Source organism: Paenibacillus sp. FSL R7-0273 (genome assembly GCF_000758625.1).
Taxonomy (GTDB): domain Bacteria; phylum Bacillota; class Bacilli; order Paenibacillales; family Paenibacillaceae; genus Paenibacillus_AQ.
The window spans coordinates 2,251,186-2,269,362 of the sequence record NZ_CP009283.1 but is presented as its reverse complement, the minus strand read 5'-3'; the positions used below and the strand labels follow the sequence as shown (position 1 = coordinate 2,269,362).

Below are 18,177 nucleotides of genomic sequence, written 5' to 3'. Positions count from 1 at the left end.
CAAACAGCCCGCCTCCGGCAATGCGGAGACGGGCTGTTTACCTTGTAATAGCTACAGGAAGCGGAATTGCGCTTCGATTAATCCGTTATAAATGCCGTCCCGTGCTGTAAGCTCGGCATGTGTGCCTTCTTCCTTGATCTCACCGTGATCCAGCACGACAATTTTATCGGCATGGCGGATCGTTGAAAGCCGGTGAGCCACGATAAAGGAGGTCCGGCCCTTGAGCAGGATTTTCAGCGCGTCCTGGATTTTAATCTCTGTCTCGGTATCGATGCTTGCCGTTGCCTCATCCAGAATCAGAATCCGCGGGTCAGCCAGCAGCGCCCGGGCAAAGGATAACAGCTGGCGCTGTCCCATCGACAAGGCGCTCCCCCGCTCCTCTACCTCTGTGTCATAGCCGCGGGGCAGCTTCATGATGAATTCATGCGCATCCACCGCCTTGGCAACCTCTTCAATCTCCTGGTCCGTTGCATCCAGCCGTCCGAAACGGATATTGTCCCGGATCGTCCCTGAGAATATGAACGTATCCTGCAGCACGATCCCGATCTGCTCACGCAGGGTCTGCAGCTGGACTTCACGCACGTCCTGACCGTCTATCGTCAGCCCGCCGCTTTTAATATCATAGAAACGCCCGATCAGGTTGATAATTGTACTCTTCCCTGAGCCGGTATGTCCGACAAGGGCTATAGACTGACCGGCTTTGACATCGAGCGAAATCCCCTTCAGCGCCGCCCGTCCTTTTTCATACTCGAATACGACATTCTTGAAGCTGATGTTCCCCTGAATCTTCGGCAGCGGCTTGGCACCCGGCTTATCCTGCACCGCAGGCTGCTCATCCAGGTATTCAAAAATCCGCTCCGAGGATGCCATAGCCACCAGCAGCTGATTATACATCTGGCCCAGCCGGTTAATCGGGTCCCAGAAATTGCTGACATACGTACTGAACGCCACCAGGTAGCCGACTGTCAGATCTCCTGACTGGATCAGATACGCACCGTACCAGAACAGAATCATCGTGCCGATCCCGCCGGTAACCTCGATAATCGGGCCAAACGCCTGGTTCATCGCAGAAGCCTTGTTCCAGGATTTGCGGCTGTCCATATTCATCGCGTCAAAATACTGCATGTTCTCCTGTTCCTGCGTATATGCCTGGGTTACACGGATACCCTGGATCGACTCGTTCAGATGGGAATTGATCCGCGAGTTTTTCATCCGCACATCCTGCCAGGCGATCCGGATTTTCTGGCGCAGCTTGGTGGACACAAAGAACATAACCGGCACAGTAATCATTACAGCGAGCCCCAGCTTCCAGTTGATCAGCAGCAGAATGACCATGATCCCGACCAGCTGGACACAGTCGATCATCAGGTTGACGACTCCGTTGGTGAACAAATCCTGCAGGGAGTTAATATCATTCGTTACGCGGACCAGTACGGAGCCCGCCGGTCTTTTATCAAAGAAGTTAAACGACAGCTTCTGGATATGCCGGAACAGATCCGAACGCAGATCATAAATGACCCGCTGCCCGATTACATTGGTGTATTTAATCCGGTACACTCCGGCAATCCACTGGATCAGATAAAGTACGATTACGCTTGCTGTCAATATGTAAAGCAGAGTCAGACTGGGACTCCCTTCCTTGGGAGCTATCGCCTTATCAATCGCCATACTGGTCAGAAAGGGAACCGTCAGCTTGGTTACGGTACCCAGAATCATCAGGACAGAGACCAGCGGGAGCATCTGCTTTGCATATGGCTTCATATATCCGAACAGCCGGGTGAACTGCTTCCAGTCAAAGGCCTTGTCAATCTGGTCATCATCCTTGTACACAAAACGCTCTTCAAGGAGCTGTCCCGCCGCCTTACCCTGCTTTCCGGGCTTACCTGCCGGTCCGCCTGCCGTTTGTTTCTTTTCAAGCTCCATGCCCTGTTCCCTCCCCTCTATCCTGCGTTCTGGCCAGATAATCGGCATATTGTATCCGGTATACGTCCTGATAAGGTCCGGGAACCTCAATCAGCTCAGCATGCGTGCCGGTTTGCACCATCCGCCCCTGGTCCATGACGATAATCTGGTCAGCATGGCGCAGCGAGGAAATCCGGTGGGCAATAATCAGTGTGGTGCGGCCGCGCATAACCTCCTGGAAGCCGGCCTGAATCTCATGCTCCGTCTCCATATCAACCGCGCTCGTTGCATCATCGAGAATCAGAATCCGCGGATTCTTCAGCAACGCCCTTGCAATGGCAATCCGCTGCTTCTGTCCGCCGGAGAGTCCCATTCCCCGTTCACCGACCACCGTATCATAGCCTTCCGGCATCTCCATGATGAAATCATGGGCTTTGGCAAGCTGGGCTGCCCGGATGATCTCGTCCATGCTTACATTTTTGAGGCCGTATGAAATATTATTGCGGATGGATGAGGAGAACAGGAACGTCTCCTGGAAGACTGTTGAGATCTGGGAACGCAGACTGCGCACATTGTACTCCCGGATATCTGTGCCATCCAGTGTAATGCTGCCCTCGTTCACATCGTAGGCACGCATCATCAGCTGGATAATCGTTGATTTACCGGAGCCGGTCCCGCCCAGAAAGCCGATCACTGCCCCTGGCTTGGCTTCGAAATGAATATCCTTGACAGCAGGCATCTTGTTTCCGTAAGCAAAGGTTACATGGTTGAAAATAACCTCGCCTTTTACCTTAGAGGACTCCAGCGGAAGAGCATCTGCTTTATCCTGTACATCAATCCGCTGGTTAAGCACCTCAAGCACCCGTTCTCCGGAGGCTTTGGACTGCGTATAGTTGTTGATGTGGAAGCCAAGTCCCCATACCGGACCGATAATGTACCAGATCAGGCTGAAAAAGGCTACCAGCTCGCCCAGTGACATATTACCTTTGATGACGAGTGTTCCGCCGACACCGAGCAGAATAGCAATGCTGACCGAGGCCAGCAGCTCCATCACCGGGAAAAACTTGCTCCACAGCTCAGCCGCAAAAATCTGGTTATCCTTATAACGTTCATTACGGTGCGAGAATTTCTCAACCTCATAATCCTCTCTGGCGAAGGATTTAACTGTCCGCACACCGGTAACATTCTCCTGTACAGCCGTAGTCAGTGAGCTTAAGGCAAGCCGCATCTCCTGAAAGGCGGGATGAATTTTCGATTCGAATTTGAAGGCTACAGCTGCCAGAAACGGCATCGTAACCAGGGTAACAAGCGTCAGCTGCCAATTAATAGTGAACATCATAATGGAGCCGAACAGCACCATAAAAAATACATTCAGCAGTTGTGCAAAGCCGAAGCCGATAAAGTTACGGATTGCTTCGAGATCCCCGGTCAACCGGGACATGAGATCGCCTGTCTTGGCAGTATCATAATAGCGGAAAGACAGGAATTGCAGCTTCTCATAACAGGCGTTACGCAGCCGGTAGGCCAGAAAGTTACCCAGCCGTCCGCCAAAAAAACCATGGGCAAATTGCAGACAGGCTTTTACAATAACGACTGCCGCAACACTGAGGGCCAGCACAGGCACCTCTGTAAATTTCAGGGGAACAATGACATCATCAATCAGCCTTCTTAGCAAATTCGGGGTTATAAGCCCCACTGCAGTTGCGGCGGCCAAAGCTATAATCGACAGAATCAAATAATGCAGCTTCTCCCGGTAAAAGCCCCGCAGTTGCCTGAGAACATCCATTTCTTTCCTCCTTAAAGCTTAACCTCACATGATAAGCCATATTTATTAGCGCTTTCAGATTAGCGACTTTAAGCAGTTTATCACCCATGTTTTAATGCGGCAAAGGGGAGAATTGACCATTTTACAGGTTTTTTCCGGTTAAATCAGGCTTAACATGGCCTATAATGACTGTCGTATCTTTAATTGCTCCCGTTTCCTTACAAATGCTGCTCAATTTAGCTTTAGCATAATTCAACATAAAGTTAACAGCGTTTCGATTTAAAATAAATGATCAAAAGTGATAGCTGATCACTAATTTGCTGACACATAAAAAAAGTGTCCGCCCGTCTCAGACACAATGGTGTCAAGAGCACAGCGGACACTTATTTATTAGTCAGGGGCGGGAGCAACTAACCCTGTAAATACAAGGTTTAGCCGATCGACCCTTCCATTTCGAACTTAATCAGTCTGTTCATTTCCACCGCGTATTCCATCGGCAGCTCCTTGGTGAACGGCTCGATGAAGCCCATGATGATCATCTGTGTAGCGTCAGCCTCAGTCAGGCCGCGGCTCATCAGATAGAACAGCTGCTCTTCGGATACCTTGGATACCGTAGCTTCATGCTCAAGAATGACATTATCATTCATGATCTCGTTGTACGGAATCGTATCCGATGTAGACTGGTTATCCAGAATCAGTGTATCGCACTTGATGTTCGCCTTTGCGCCTTCTGCCTGACGGCCGAAGGATGCGAGTCCGCGGTAAGTTACCTTGCCGCCGTGCTTACTGATTGATTTGGAGACGATGGTCGATGTTGTATCAGGTGCCAGGTGGATCATCTTGGCGCCTGCATCCTGGTGCTGGTCTTTACCCGCAACCGCGATGGACAATACCGAACCCTTCGCTCCGCGTCCCTTCAGGACAACCGCAGGGTATTTCATAGTCAGCTTGGAGCCGATGTTGCCGTCAACCCATTCCATCGTGGCATTTTCTTCGGCTACAGCACGCTTGGTTACCAGGTTATAGATGTTCGGCGCCCAGTTCTGGATCGTAGTATAACGAACGCGTGCGTTCTTCATACACAGAATCTCAACAACTGCGCTGTGCAGGGAGTTCGTGCTGTAGATCGGTGCTGTACAGCCCTCTACATAGTGCACGAAGCTGTCCTCATCCGCAAGAATGAGCGTACGCTCGAACTGTCCCATATTCTCGGAGTTGATGCGGAAGTAAGCCTGCAGAGGCACTTCGCATTTCACGCCTTTTGGAACATAGATGAAGCTTCCGCCTGACCATACTGCACTGTTAAGTGCGGCAAATTTGTTGTCAGCCGGAGGGATGATCGTGCCGAAGAATTTCTTGAACAGCTCAGGGTGCTCGCGCAGCGCGGTATCCGTATCTGTGAAGATAACGCCCTGATCCTCAAGGTCCTTCTGCATGCTGTGGTAGACAACCTCGGATTCATACTGTGCCGATACACCGGCCAGGAACTTTTGCTCCGCCTCAGGAATACCAAGCTTGTCAAAGGTTTCCTTGATTTCAGAAGGAACCTCTTCCCACGTCTTCCCCTGCTTCTCGGAAGGTCTTACATAATATTGGATATCGTCAAAATCCAGATCGTCCAGATTGCCGCCCCATTTAGGCATCGGCATTTTACGGAACTGCTCCAGGGATTTCAGGCGGAAATTCAGCATCCACTCCGGCTCGTTTTTGATTGCGGAGATTTCGCGGACGATTTCTTCCGTGAGCCCTTTACCAGACTGAAATATTGACTTGTGCTCATCACGGAACCCGTACTGGTACTCCTCCATATCAGGCGCTTTCTTAGCCATGGTATCAGCCTCCTTGTTCTAATGTTGTTGGTGCCCTTCTTCTGTTTCAATGCCTTTGCGCAGCGCGTTCCAGGCCAGGGTGGCACATTTGATCCGCGCCGGAAATTTATTAACACCGGACAGGGCTTCTATATCCTCGTAGTCTCCGAAATCTGCATCTTCACCCTTCATCAGAGAGGAAAAGCTGTCAGCCAGCTCAAGCGCACGTTCAATGCTCTGGCCTTTGACCGCTTCCGTCATCATCGAAGCGGACGACATGCTAATCGAGCAGCCTTCTCCGCTGTAGCGGGCATCCTTGACGATGCCGTCCTCTACTTTGAGCTGCAGCGTAATCCGGTCGCCGCAGGTAGGGTTGTTCAGTTCAATTTTTAGTGCATCGTCTTCAAAAGAACCGCGGTTCCGGGGATTTTTATAATGATCCATAATAACGCGTCTATACAGGTCATCCAAGTTCATAAGAGAAGTACTCCTTTGCCTTGATTAGGCCCTTAACCAGCGCATCTACATCCTCTTCAGTATTGTAGAGATAGAAGCTGGCCCGGGCTGTTGAGCTGACCTGCAGCCAGCGCATCAGCGGCTGGCAGCAATGATGTCCGGCCCGCACGGCAATGCCTTCGGCATCAAGCACGGTGGCAACATCATGCGGATGGACGTCACCGAGATTAAAGGTTACTACACCCACCTGACGGTTGCGCGGCCCGTAGATTGACAGATCGCTGATCCCGGACAGCTTCTGCTCCGCATAGGCGGCAAGCTGCATTTCATGGCGGTGGATATTATCGAGACCGACCTCCTGCAGGAAATCGATAGCAGCCCCCAGGCCGACAGCACCGGCAATGATCGGTGTGCCGCCTTCGAATTTCCAGGGAAGCTCCTTCCAGGTCGAGTCGTACAGGCCGACATCGTCAATCATTTCTCCGCCGAATTCAACCGGCTCCATCGCTTCAAGCAGGGCTTTTTTACCGTACAAAGCGCCGATACCGGTTGGCGCCAGCATTTTGTGCCCGGAAAAAGCATAGAAATCGCAGTCCAGCTCCCGGACATCCACCTTCATATGCGGGGTGCTCTGCGCACCGTCCACCACAATAACCGCACCGTGGCGGTGAGCAATGGCAGCCAGCTCTTTAACGGGATTTGTAACACCCATAACGTTGGATACATAGGCAATCGCCACAATCTTGGTCTTATCTGTGATTGTTGACTCCGCATCCTCCAGCGTAACGGTTCCGTCCTGCTGCAGCGGGATGAACTTAAGGGTTGCCCCTGTCCGCTTGGCCAGCTGCTGCCACGGAATGAAGTTGCTGTGATGCTCCATCTGGGTGATGACGATCTCGTCACCTTCACCGACTGCTGCAGGACCATAGGAGGATGCTACAATATTCAGCGCCGTTGTAGTTCCGCGGGTGAATATAATCTCCTTGACGCTGCGGGCGTTGATGAATTTGGCAACCTTCTCCCGTGCGCCCTCGTAAGCATCCGTTGCCCGGCTGCCTAACGTGTGAACACCGCGGTGCACGTTCGAATTGTCCCATTCATAGTAGGCTTTGACCGCCTCGATCACCTGGCGCGGCTTCTGTGAAGTCGCCGCACTGTCCAGGTACACGAGCGGATGCCCGTTGATCTTCTGGTTCAGAATGGGGAACTGCTCCCGGATACTGCTGTTAATCATTGGCCCAACTTCCTTTCCACAAGAGTCTGGAGCTGATTACGCAGTCCCTCAAGTGGAATTTGCGACACGACAGGTGCCAGGAAGCCGTATATGATAAGTTTCTCTGCGTCATGCCGTGTGATTCCGCGGGACATCAGGTAGTACACCTGCTCGGGATTGACCTGTCCTACGGAAGCGGCATGGCCTGCTGTTACATCGTCTTCGTCTATGAGCAGAATCGGATTGGCGTCTCCGCGCGCTTTCGGGCTCAGCATCAGTACTTTTTCCGTCTGCTGGCCGTCAGCTCTTGTAGCACCCTTCTCGATCTTTGTAATTCCGTTAATAATGGAGTTTGCGGATTCGCGCATAACTGCACGGGTAATCATGTCACTTGGCGTGTTTTTGCCAAAATGCTGTGCTTGAGTAGTGTAGTTCAATTTCTGGGAACCCGAGCCTACTGCAATCACTTTGGCATCCGAGCTTGAGCCGTTGCCCTTGAGCACAGACTTGGTATCGCTCGCTGTATCACCATAGTTCATTTCACCGACAATCCACTCAATCGTACCGTCATTCTCGATGACAGCCCGGCGGTAAGTTACATCCGTGGTGTCCTCGCCAAGCTGATGGACAGTCGCGAAACGCACCTTCGCCCCGGCGCCGACAAACACTTCAACCGCTCCGTTGTGAAGACCTGCTTCAGCCTTGTCAGATACATAGTTGTCTACATAGGTAACAGAGCTGTTCGTGTCAGCAACAATCAGGATATGCGGAACAAAAGAAGCCTTTGCATCATCGGTGAACAGTACTGCCTGCAGTGGAGTATCAATAACAACATTCTTCGGAACATAGAGGAACACCCCGCCGTTCCACAGTGCCGCATGCAGCGCCGCAATAGAATGCTCGCCCGGCAATACAGCCTTATGCAGATAACGCTGTACAAGATCCCCGTGCTCTTTGGCAGCTGTCTGCAGATCAGTGAAGATTACACCCTGAGCAGCCAGCTCAGGCGCCAGACGCGTGTATACAACGCCTGAATTCTGTTGAATAATCAGGCTTCCCTGCTCCTGGTCCTTAATCAGCGCAGCTATAGCTGCAGGTGCTTCATTAAGTGCAGCAAGCGGCTTACCCGCTTTGTAGCTTCCATAGTTGTTCACGTTCCAGCGGTCAATCCGCGTTTTCTCCAGTTTCGGCAGCTCCAGCTCGGCTGCCAGTGCCAGAGCCTGAAGGCGGCTGTCCTTCAGCCAGCCCGGCTCACCGCCGCTCTGCGATAATTCGCTGAGCCGTTCGGCATCCACCGGAAGAATGGTTTGCGTCGTCATAAATGGTTTCCTCCTTCCTGGTGTATGAATTATGCTTCTTGTCCTACAGTTTCATCTTCAATGCCGAGCTCTTCCTTAACCCATTCATAGCCTTCTGCTTCAAGACGCTCTGCCAGCTCAGGTCCGCCGGATTTAACAATGCGTCCCTGCATCATGACATGCACATAATCAGGCTTGATGTAGTTAAGCAGGCGCTGATAGTGGGTAATGACCAGGAAACCGCGTTCCGGGCTTCTCATAGCGTTTACGCCTTCAGCTACAATCTTCAATGCATCAATATCAAGGCCGGAGTCAATTTCGTCAAGAATGACGATTTTAGGATCCAGCATCATCATCTGAAGAATTTCATTACGCTTCTTCTCACCGCCGGAGAAGCCTTCATTCAAATAGCGGTGCAGGAATTCCGGATTCATCTCCAGTTCCTTCATCTTCGCCTCCATCTGGCGGATGAAGCGGATCAGGGAGATTTCTTTCCCCTCTTCGCGGCGGGAGTTAATCGCGCTGCGCAGGAAGTCAGAGTTCGTTACTCCGGCGATTTCACTCGGATACTGCATGGCGAGGAACAGGCCTGCACGTGCACGTTCGTCCACTGCCATTTCCAGCAGGTCTTCACCCTCTAGAATAGCAGTACCTTCAGTAACCTCATATTTCGGGTGACCCATCAGTGCGGAAGCAAGCGTACTTTTACCGGTACCGTTAGGTCCCATGATGGCATGGATTTCTCCGCCCTTCATCTGAAGATTAATCCCCTTCAGAATTTCTTTCCCTTCAATGTTCGCTTTCAGTCCCTCAATGACAAAATCTGCTGCCATAATTAATATTCCCTCCACTCGTCAATTTGCGAAATCAGAAAGTTGTATTGTCACAGGATTTCCCTGATCGCCAGCACAATTAGATTGTATATCACATTATAATAATTATAAACAGAATCATAGTGATTATCAATGATTCTCACTAATTTTATTACAAAGGATGTCTTTTTTCAAATACTGCTTTTCAATTTTCAGCGCTATTCTGCGTTATCCGACATATAAGTGCGGCATGTTAACTCCCCAGCACAGACAGGATTTCCGCTCTCCGGTACTCAAATTCGCTGTCGCTGAGAACCGGACTCCACTGCGGTGCCGGCGGCATGTCAGCCAGCTCGATCCATGAACGGCAGCCCGAATATTCGTCCAATACCGGTACGGACACTGCAGCCTCACTTACATATACGCGAAGCAGCAGAACATGCAGCGGCTCCTTGGCCTTCCAGCGCAAACGTTCGGCAGCAAGCTGTCCGCTCCAGATATGGAAGGGGTACAGCAGCTCTAGCTGCTCCAGATCCCGCACTTCGATATCCTCAACAGCTTCCGCGTACACCTGCAGCCTGACCGTTCCTTCCCCTGCAGCCGCCTCCTCCGCCATAGTCTGTGCAACCAGCTGGCGGTAAGGCTCCTTCAGGAGCTCCTCACGCTGATGCTCATAGGTGGGATAAAGAAAAAACGAATGGCTTTTCAGCTCAAAGCGCCTTGTTTCTTCCGCAATGCCTCCTTTGCGCAGCAGGATAATCTGCTGTCCTCCGGCCAGGGCTTGTATTGCTGAAGCCCATTCCTTTAGCGCGACAGAATTCATATTCAAGAGCAGTCTTCCCCTTTCCGGCTCCGTTTACATAACAGGAGGTTTACTATGGATTATATAACTTGCAGCGGCTGTCTACAAATTGCCAAGATCACAGCTGCTGAAGAAATTTCTCTGCCTGCAGTTTATTCCGCTGTCCCTTCCCGCAAAAAAATAAAGCCTCCGCACGGGCAAAGTTATTAAGATAAGTTAACTTAATAACATTGTCCGCAAGGAAGGCTCTATTCCATTTTCCAGCTGTTACAGTATTACAGTGTTACGCGCCCAAAAACGAACGCAGCATCCACTGGTTTTTTTCCAGATCGGTGCGGATTCTGATGAACAGGTCCGCTGTAGGCTGGTCACTGATCTCCTCGGCCAGCTCGATGCCCTCAGTCAGCTCTTCAGCAACTGTTGCGAAGTCCTCGATCAGCGTCTGAACCATGCCGCGGGTATCTTCCTTGCCCGTTGCTTCCTGAATCGTCCCGATTTCCAGATATTCCTTGAGCGTTGCAGCAGGACTGCCCTTGATGCTCAGCAGGCGTTCGGCCACCTCGTCCATTTTGAGGGTAACATCATCATACAGCTCTTCAAATTTCTCGTGCAGGGAGAAGAACTGTTCACCCTTCACATACCAGTGATAATTATGGAGCTTTACATACAGTATGTTCAGGTTCGCCACCTGGCGGTTAAGTACTTGTTCCAGTGAAGTTGTATCGACTTTGTTTGCTGCTTTTGCCATTGTTAATCCCATCCTTATCCGTAATTTTTGCCGGCTGCATGTCCAACCTCCGGCTGCAGTTGTCTATATTCATAGTACCCTGCATGACCAGCTACGAAACAAGGTCATACCGGCTGCACCTGACAGGCCGGGGCCCGGGCCATGCATGTTCCTCTTACGTAGGATGACCATCTCCTCCAGCCTTATCCGCTGTTCAGACAGGCTGTATAAAAGGGGCCGCAGCGGCCCCTTCAGCTTCAATACAAACGGCCTAAAGCATAAGCAGCAGCGCTTCTTCACCGGTCATTCCCGGAACAATGCCCAGCTTCCCGGCTTCTATGGTAACAGACTCCAGCGGAGCGGCAAGCAGCTGGGCCAGGGTACGCACACCAACCGCCCTTGCTGCAATGATCTTCCGTTCACCCAGCTTCTCGTTCAATAAACCTACATCAAGCGCCCCGCACATAATATATCCCCGGTCCGTGCTGACCGTCAGCAGAGTTGTTTTGGGCAGCTTTACCTCGACTCCGACCAGCGTATGTCCGCCTACCTGAACAGGCTCTAACGTCACCACTTTGCAGTTCCTCCTTATTGTCACAGTCACGTTGTATGTGTATGCTCCCCTCCGGGAGCCGGTGTGGACGTATGGACCAAATGGTCTATAAATTTTATGAGCCGGGAGTCCTCTATCCGGACAAAGAAGTGTATGCTTATCAGCGGTTTAATGGTATAGTTTACTTGGCTTATGAAATGATTAATAGATATTAAAGAATGAAATGATTTGATGAAAAGCTGGGGGATATATGGACAAGAAACTGCAAAATACAGACGGTAATTACCTGTTTAACGTCGACATCCTGATCAATGCCCGTACCAACCCGCTGGCACTGCAATATTTACTTGAACTGCTGAACAACAATAGCGATAAGGTTACGGATTTCAAAATCAACTCGGGCCTTGAGCTGGGAAGAAGCATCGATACGCTGCTCCGCTCAGCCAAAGCAGCCCTTAATCAGGAGCCTGCAAAGCCGGCACCGTTCAAAATGCCGGTTAATGCTGACAGCACAGCGGCAGACAAGACGGCGAAGCCTGCGCCTGCACCGGCAAAACCCGCGCCAGCCAAGCCCGCAGCAGCCGTCCCTGTAGATGCTTTTGCCAAAATACGCCAGTACATTAAGAACAACCAGCTGGTCCGCCTGCGGACGAACCGTCCAGGCAATCAGGTCTCCATGCCCTGCCGGATTCTGAATTTTGATGAAGAGTCATCCACCATCAGCGTTTATCACGTCGATGAGAAACAGGTATACACCTTTAAAATCTATGAAATTGATGAATTTATGTAAGGGCATTCTTTACAGAAAAACCAACCTGTACCTTTCCCGCTTCAATGCACGGGCAGGTACAGGTTGGTTTTTTGGTGTTACTGCTTGCGGAAGAAAGCTTCAACAGCCAGGCAAATCCAGCCTGCGATAAAGCAGACACCGCCAAGCGGGGTAATAGCCCCCAGCATGCTGATGCCGGAAATGCTGAGCACGTACAGGCTCCCGGAGAACAGAACTATGCCCGCAATGAGCAGCCAGCCTGCCCAGCGCAGTCTGGTGCTCTCTCCCCATTGCCCGATAAGCAATGCTATGACCAGCAGGCCAAGCGCATGCACCATGTGGTAATGAACCCCTGTTTCGTACACAGCCAAATGCTCGCTGCTGATTACATCCTCCAGCATATGAGCCCCGAAGGCGCCGATCATTACTGACAGCATCGCCAGCAAAGCTCCCCAGGCCATAAATTTTCGCTGCACTAAGGTCACAACTCCTCTTCATTAAGCTTTCCTTATCTTAACTTATCGGGGCCTCCGTTTTCCAGCTAGAGAGGACCGGCAGTATTTTTGCGTTATATCTTGCTTTTACAGCTGTCTTATGAAAAAGTGGAAGGTATAAGTCTTCATCCCCATTACGAGGAGTGCTGAATATGGATCAACATTACCCGCCCAAAACCGACCTCCCGGGCAGCCCGCCGGAGTCCCCCCTGTCAGGGGCAGGCATGCAGCCGGAAACAAGCCCGGGATACGGGTATGAGGAGAACAAACGCGATTACAAACATTCCGGCCCGGGGATTGCTTCTTTCGTGATTGCCCTGGTTACCGTAATCGGCTATGCCATTGCCTTTGTCTACGCAGGCATGCAGGCGACTACTATCCTTAGCAGCAGCAACGATGTAATCAATGATTCATCGCAAGCCATCATGATGCTGGGTCTGGCCGTCATCATTCTTGTAGCGGTTAATATAGCCGGTGCTGTTGTCGGGATTATCGGCCTTACCCTCCGCAGGCGCAAAAAAGTGTTCGCCATCATCGGTACCATCATTAACGCTATCATTCTGCTTCTGTTCATGCTGATGATTGCAACGGTACTGGTAAATGCCGGAGCCTGATTCTGGAGGCTCTATGGTTTAGACAGAAGCAGGGCCGCTCCGGTCTAATCCGGAGCGGCCCTGCTTCCGTTAAGCTCAGCGGCTGACGATGGAATCCAGCGAAGCATATACATGCGGCCCAAACCCTTCCGAGGCTTCCCGCTGCGGAATATTCATGCGGATGATGTAGCCTTGGCCGTCAATCTCTTTAACGATATACTGGCTCGTGACGCCGGAGCCCATCGCCGTCAGGTACAGCCTCACCCCTGACATACGCCGCTCCCGCTCCTCCTGGCTCAGCCTGGTAACCTCTCCCGTGTCCGATAGGGCTTCGCGCCCTTCTGCTTCCAGCGCATCGAGATTGAAATCGGAGGGCAGCCTGGTAATATCAGCATAATAGCCGGGGTCCACCTTCATGGCGAGTCTGCCGGCAGTTCTGTCAAAGGTGAATATATCAAATACATACAGCGAATAGCCATCTCCCTCGGCCAAATCCGCCGTTTTCTCCTCCTCCATGCCCTCAAGGGTCAGCTTAAAGGTCTTTGTAGGCGGCAGAGCTTCAGCTGAAGACGCCTCTCCGCCGGCTTCCGCCTTTTCCAGTCTGGACAGAATCCGCTGGACTACGGCAGGATCGCCCTCCACTGCTTTTTCCACATATTCAATAATTACAATATCATTCATCTCAAGCGCTGCAGGGGCATCCTCTGTGCCCGCTCCCAGCTCAAAAGCGGTCGGCCCCTCTTCCGTTTCGATCTCCACGGAGTGGTTGTCTATCTGGCCGATATAGGTTCCTGTACCCTGGATAACCTGGGCTGCTTCCTCTGTAGGCGCGGGCGAAGGTGAAGCCGGTGCAGCGTTCTCTGTCTGTGAAGGGGTAACGGTTGCCGAGGGTTCGCCGGGTGCTTCTGCCGGGCTCTGTCCCCCGCAAGCGGTAAGGGCCAGCATTAATACAGCAACAGCAGCTGCAGCCGGTAATGAACGTTGCGGTCTCACTGATCTCATGTTGACGGCCTCCTTGTGTGTGCAGAGTGTGGTAAGAGTCTACCCTTAATAACGTTTAACCCGTTGCCCGGGTTGCATAAACTTGCTCTGCAGCACATCAGGTATACAGTTCCCCCCAGCAGGCCTGTTTAATCTGCGCTGTACGCCACCGCACCGTTAACCACCGTCATCCGCACCTTAACGTTCAGCATCTCCTCAGCATCTGCCGTAATATCACGGTCTGTAACGGTAAAATCTGCGCGGAAGCCAGGTGCGATACGCCCCCGTTCCCGCTGCTCACCGGCCGCTGAGGCGCTGCCCTCTGTGAACAGACGAAGCGCTTCAGCCGGATTCAGCCTTTCCTCCGGCAGATAGCCCTCATGACGCTCCCCGGGCCTGCACCGTGTAACCGCGGCATGCATGCCCAGGAACGGGCTAAGCGGCTCGATCGGGGCGTCGCTGCCACCGGCGCAGGGAATGCCTGCGGCCAGCAGCTTCTTCCAGGCATAGAGATAGCCTGCCCGCTCCGGGCCGACCCGGTCCAGCACCCACGGAAAGTCGCTGGCCACAAACCGCGGCTGGATATCCGCGATCAGCCGCATGGAGGCCATCTGCTCCACCAGGCCGCGGTTCAGCACCTGGGCGTGGATGAACCGGTCCGGCAGCGCCGCATCCGGCCGGAGCGGCTGATGCTGCATCGCGGCCAGCGTCATCCGCGCCGCAGCATCGCCGATGGCATGCACCGCCACCGGATACCCGAGCCTGCGGGCGGCGCTGACGATATCATTCAGCCCCTCCTGGGTATGAATCGCTATCCCTGAGGTTTCTGGCGCATCGCTGTACGGCTGCTCCAGCAGGGCTGTCCGCCCGCCGATCGCCCCGTCGGCGAACAGCTTGACTGCACCAAGCCGCAGCCATTCATCCCCGCTGCCCGCTGCGAGCCCGAGCTGCTCCGCCTCCTGCAGATAGGCGTAGTAGAGCAGCTGATGGGTGCGGAAAAGCATGCCCTCCTCCCGCAGCTCACGGTGGATCCGCAGCATGGTCTCCACGCTGCCCAGGAGCCGCAGGTCCTCCGTGTGGACCGCGGTCAGCCCGAGGGAGAGCGCGTCTGCAATGCCGCGGCGCACCGCCTGTTTCAGCGCGGCGTAATCCGGCGCCGGCTGCACCTCATTGAACGGCTGGACGGCATCCTCGTAAATCCAGCCGTTCAGTCCTCCGCCGCTGTCGCGGCCGTAAGCGCCGGAGGCGAAGTCAGGCGTGGAAGCCGTGACGCCTGCCCGCCGGAACGCCTCGCTGTTGCCGAGGAATGCGTGGAAGCAGGTCCGGGTCAGGAATACCGGATGCTGCTGTGTCACTGCGTCAAGCTCTGAGAGGTGCGGAGCGGCGGCAGGCCTGAACTCATTCTCGTTCCAGTTGAGGCCGAGAATCCATTCTCCCGGAGGCGTAAGTGCCGCCCGCTCCCTGATCGCCTGCAGCATCTCCTCTTTGGAGGTCATGCCGGTGAAATCCAGCATGTCCAGCTTCATGCCGTGCATACCCAGATGCACATGGGCATCTGTAAGTCCGGGCAGGACGTGCCCGCCGTCCCAGTCAACGACAGCCGCCCGGCGTCCGGCCAGCTGCAGGGAGAGCTCGCTCCCATTTCCAATAGCCCTGATGAGGCCGTCCTCTACCAGCACAGCATCATCGCCGGGGTGTCCGGCTGCTGAAAGATTTCCATTTTTAAATAAGGTTAACGTCATTGTCAGGTGCTCCTTTAGTATTGAAGTCTCGAATTTATCTAAAAAAGCTGAGAATACTCCACCCTCGATAGGGTGGGGATGAATTCTGCGGTATTTGGACCTAAACCCGAACGTATGTGCTATAATGTAAATAATATTACCAAAAATGAGGTGTCGCACATGCTGATACATCAAGCCTATAAATACCGGATCTACCCCACACCGGAACAACAGCAACTCATAAGGCGTATGTTCGGCTGCTGCCGCTTTGTGTTCAATACCTTTTTGGACACTTGGAATCAAAGCTATGCGGAAACGGGAAAAGGCTTGTCCTATCACGCTTGTGCGACAAAACTCCCTGTACTAAAAGCGCAATACAACTGGCTGAAAGAAGTCGATAGCATCGCTTTGCAGTCGGCTGCCCGTCATGTGGCGGATAGCTTTGATCGCTTTTTCAAAAAGCAAAATCAAGCGCCACGCTTTAAGAGCCGGAAGCATCCGGTTCAAAGTTACACGACCAAATTCACGAACGGGAATATCGCCATTGAGGGGAGTCGCTTGAAGCTCCCAAAACTCGGCTGGATGCGTTTTGCAAACTCCCGGAAGCTGGAAGGCCGGATATTGTCTGCTACCGTGCGCCAAAACGCCAGCGGGAAATTTTTCGTTTCGCTTAGCTGCGAAGTTGAAAAGAACCCACTGCCGCAAGTGGACGCACATATCGGAATCGATCTGGGTTTGAAAGAGTATGCTGTAAGCTCAAATGGTGAACGGTATGCCAATCCCCGCTTTTACCGCCAATATGAGAAAAAGCTGGCGCTTTGGCAGCGGCGGATGGCTCGGCGTACTCCGGGCGGCTCCAATTGGAAGAAAGCGAAGCAGCATGTCGCTCGCATTCACGAACGTATTGCGAATAAACGAAATGATTTTCTCCACCAACTGACAACGAAACTGATCCGTGAAAACCAAACGATTAGTATCGAACATCTGCGTGTCGCGAATATGATTCAGAATCCCAAGCTTTCAAAATCCATCGCGGATGCGTCTTAGGGGGAGTGGGTACGGCAACTGACGTACAAAGCCCTTTGGTATGGACGAACCCTTCGGATCGCCGATACGTTCGAACCGACCAGTCAGCGGTGTCACGTGTGTGGCACAATCCACTCGGAAGTTAAGAATCTTGCGGTTCGGGAATGGACGTGCAACGCTTGCGGTACGCTTCATGACCGTGATGAAAACGCCGCTCATAATATTGCACAAGTAGCGGTTTAACCGCCACCTATCCAAATGATAGAACTGCGGGAACGCTGGAATCGCTTGCTAAATAAGAAGAGGTTACGCTTCTGTTCGCAAGAATCCGCCACTTCAAGCGTTAGCTAAGTGGGGGAGAATTCAATAATAGAAAGAAAAACGCAGCGGCACGGTTTCTTTCCCGGCCCATAGGCATCTACCGGAAGCAGGAGCCGCCGGTGCTAATACTATAGTGAAGAGCCTTATTTTATCCCCCGAAGGAGTGGTTTCCTTGAAAATCGATATCGGCTGCGGTTCCGCCAAAGAATCAGGTTATCTGGGAATCGACCGGACTGCATACCCCGGAGTGGATATAGTCTGTAACATTAATGAAGAAATACCGCTTCCGGACAACACCGCCGAGTTCGTCATGGCCAGCCGGGTGCTGCCTTACGTGGACAATCTGATGACTGTGCTGGCGGAAATATACCGGATCAGCTGCCATAAGGCCGTTGTCTGCATTCTGGCTCCATACGCGCACAGCTATCCGCACAGCTCCAATCCTTTTTTCAAGCAGAAGTTCGACGAATACACCCCCCGCTATTTAACAGGAAGCTTCTTTCAGCCGCCCTCCAGCCCGCTTTCACCGGCAGTCCCTGATTATCCGGTTCCCGTGCCTCCGTTTGACTACAGGCTGCTCCGGATGGAGCTGTTCTACCAGTATCCGTTTGACCAGTCGCTGTATGAGACGGAGGAGCTTGATATCCTGAAGACGCTTCAGGCCAATGTCGTCCACGAGATCATGTACCATTTCGTTGTGGTCAAAAAGGACATTTCCCATGCCGAGCTTGAAGCCATGAGCCGTAATCCCCAACCTGAGCCGCGCGTACTGCTGGAGCGCAGACGGCTAAGCCGGCTGAGAGAAGACCTTTTCTGAGCGCTGCTGCCGCATCGCTGGGACTTCCCTCTATTTTCTCAAAAAAGTTGCGGCTGGACAAACAAGTAACTCTTTCCTCCATCATAGGCTAAATATATCACAAGAAAGATGGCACATCG

16 protein-coding genes and 1 pseudogene are annotated in these 18,177 nt (G+C 52.5%); 4 read left to right on the top strand and 13 right to left on the bottom strand.

The window, feature by feature from the left end:
* Nucleotides 1-51: 51 nt before the first annotated feature.
* The 10 genes from R70723_RS09575 to R70723_RS09530 form a co-directional block, all read right to left on the bottom strand.
* Nucleotides 52-1,923 carry an ABC transporter ATP-binding protein gene (locus R70723_RS09575; RefSeq protein WP_039871628.1) on the bottom strand — a complete coding sequence of 624 codons (1,872 nt, stop codon included), beginning with the start codon at nucleotides 1,921-1,923 and terminating at the stop codon, nucleotides 52-54.
* Nucleotides 1,913-3,688, bottom strand: coding sequence for an ABC transporter ATP-binding protein (locus tag R70723_RS09570; protein WP_039871627.1), 1,776 nt, complete (start codon nucleotides 3,686-3,688; stop codon nucleotides 1,913-1,915). The genes R70723_RS09575 and R70723_RS09570 overlap by 11 nt, the downstream gene beginning before the upstream one ends.
* A gap of 410 nt (nucleotides 3,689-4,098) precedes the next feature.
* Nucleotides 4,099-5,496, bottom strand: a complete 1,398-nt coding sequence (gene sufB / locus R70723_RS09565) for a Fe-S cluster assembly protein SufB (RefSeq protein ID WP_039871626.1) — start codon at nucleotides 5,494-5,496, stop codon at nucleotides 4,099-4,101.
* A gap of 18 nt (nucleotides 5,497-5,514) precedes the next feature.
* Nucleotides 5,515-5,952 carry a Fe-S cluster assembly sulfur transfer protein SufU gene (sufU, locus tag R70723_RS09560; RefSeq protein ID WP_039871624.1) on the bottom strand — a complete coding sequence of 146 codons (438 nt, stop codon included), beginning with the start codon at nucleotides 5,950-5,952 and terminating at the stop codon, nucleotides 5,515-5,517.
* Nucleotides 5,939-7,165: a cysteine desulfurase gene (locus tag R70723_RS09555; RefSeq protein WP_039871623.1), complete on the bottom strand. Its 1,227-nt coding sequence runs from the start codon at nucleotides 7,163-7,165 to the stop codon at nucleotides 5,939-5,941. Before R70723_RS09555 ends, sufU begins: the two co-directional genes overlap by 14 nt.
* Nucleotides 7,162-8,463, bottom strand: a complete 1,302-nt coding sequence (gene sufD, locus R70723_RS09550; protein WP_039871620.1) for a Fe-S cluster assembly protein SufD — start codon at nucleotides 8,461-8,463, stop codon at nucleotides 7,162-7,164. The genes R70723_RS09555 and sufD overlap by 4 nt, the downstream gene beginning before the upstream one ends.
* A 29-nt stretch (nucleotides 8,464-8,492) precedes the next feature.
* The gene (gene sufC, locus R70723_RS09545) at nucleotides 8,493-9,275 is read right to left on the bottom strand and encodes a Fe-S cluster assembly ATPase SufC (RefSeq protein ID WP_039871618.1); all 783 of its coding nucleotides are present in this window, start codon (nucleotides 9,273-9,275) and stop codon (nucleotides 8,493-8,495) included.
* Nucleotides 9,276-9,507: 232 nt separating this feature from the next.
* Nucleotides 9,508-10,077 carry a DUF1802 family protein gene (locus R70723_RS09540; protein ID WP_039878510.1) on the bottom strand — a complete coding sequence of 190 codons (570 nt, stop codon included), beginning with the start codon at nucleotides 10,075-10,077 and terminating at the stop codon, nucleotides 9,508-9,510.
* 262 nt (nucleotides 10,078-10,339) lie between these two features.
* Entirely contained in the window at nucleotides 10,340-10,804 is a 465-nt protein-coding gene (locus tag R70723_RS09535) for a Dps family protein (protein ID WP_144027205.1), read from the bottom strand.
* A 250-nt stretch (nucleotides 10,805-11,054) separates the two neighbouring features.
* Complete coding sequence (locus R70723_RS09530) at nucleotides 11,055-11,357, bottom strand: YunC family protein (protein WP_039871616.1); 303 nt, start codon at nucleotides 11,355-11,357, stop codon at nucleotides 11,055-11,057.
* A gap of 229 nt (nucleotides 11,358-11,586) precedes the next feature.
* Between R70723_RS09530 and R70723_RS09525 the strand changes: the two genes are divergently transcribed.
* Nucleotides 11,587-12,126 carry a hypothetical protein gene (locus tag R70723_RS09525; RefSeq protein ID WP_039871615.1) on the top strand — a complete coding sequence of 180 codons (540 nt, stop codon included), beginning with the start codon at nucleotides 11,587-11,589 and terminating at the stop codon, nucleotides 12,124-12,126.
* A gap of 77 nt (nucleotides 12,127-12,203) precedes the next feature.
* On the opposite strand, the gene R70723_RS09520 is transcribed toward R70723_RS09525, so the two are convergent.
* Nucleotides 12,204-12,566 (bottom strand): DUF423 domain-containing protein, encoded by a 363-nt coding sequence (locus R70723_RS09520; protein ID WP_372238279.1) that lies wholly within the window; start codon nucleotides 12,564-12,566, stop codon nucleotides 12,204-12,206.
* 185 nt (nucleotides 12,567-12,751) lie between these two features.
* On the opposite strand from R70723_RS09520, the gene R70723_RS09515 reads away from it, so the two are divergent.
* Nucleotides 12,752-13,213, top strand: a complete 462-nt coding sequence (locus R70723_RS09515; RefSeq protein ID WP_052421244.1) for a hypothetical protein — start codon at nucleotides 12,752-12,754, stop codon at nucleotides 13,211-13,213.
* A 75-nt stretch (nucleotides 13,214-13,288) separates the two neighbouring features.
* On the opposite strand, the gene R70723_RS09510 is transcribed toward R70723_RS09515, so the two are convergent.
* The gene (locus R70723_RS09510) at nucleotides 13,289-14,194 is read right to left on the bottom strand and encodes a DUF8580 domain-containing lipoprotein (protein WP_047171083.1); all 906 of its coding nucleotides are present in this window, start codon (nucleotides 14,192-14,194) and stop codon (nucleotides 13,289-13,291) included.
* A gap of 128 nt (nucleotides 14,195-14,322) precedes the next feature.
* Entirely contained in the window at nucleotides 14,323-15,915 is a 1,593-nt protein-coding gene (locus tag R70723_RS09505; RefSeq protein ID WP_039871611.1) for an amidohydrolase, read from the bottom strand.
* A 159-nt stretch (nucleotides 15,916-16,074) separates the two neighbouring features.
* Between R70723_RS09505 and tnpB the strand changes: the two are divergent.
* Nucleotides 16,075-17,163, top strand: a pseudogene (gene tnpB / locus R70723_RS31475) (IS200/IS605 family element RNA-guided endonuclease TnpB).
* Between the two features lie 250 nt (nucleotides 17,164-17,413).
* A complete protein-coding gene (locus tag R70723_RS09495; protein WP_047171082.1) occupies nucleotides 17,414-18,058 on the top strand; it encodes a methyltransferase domain-containing protein in 645 nt (214 codons plus the stop codon).
* The last annotated feature ends 119 nt before the right edge of the window (nucleotides 18,059-18,177 follow it).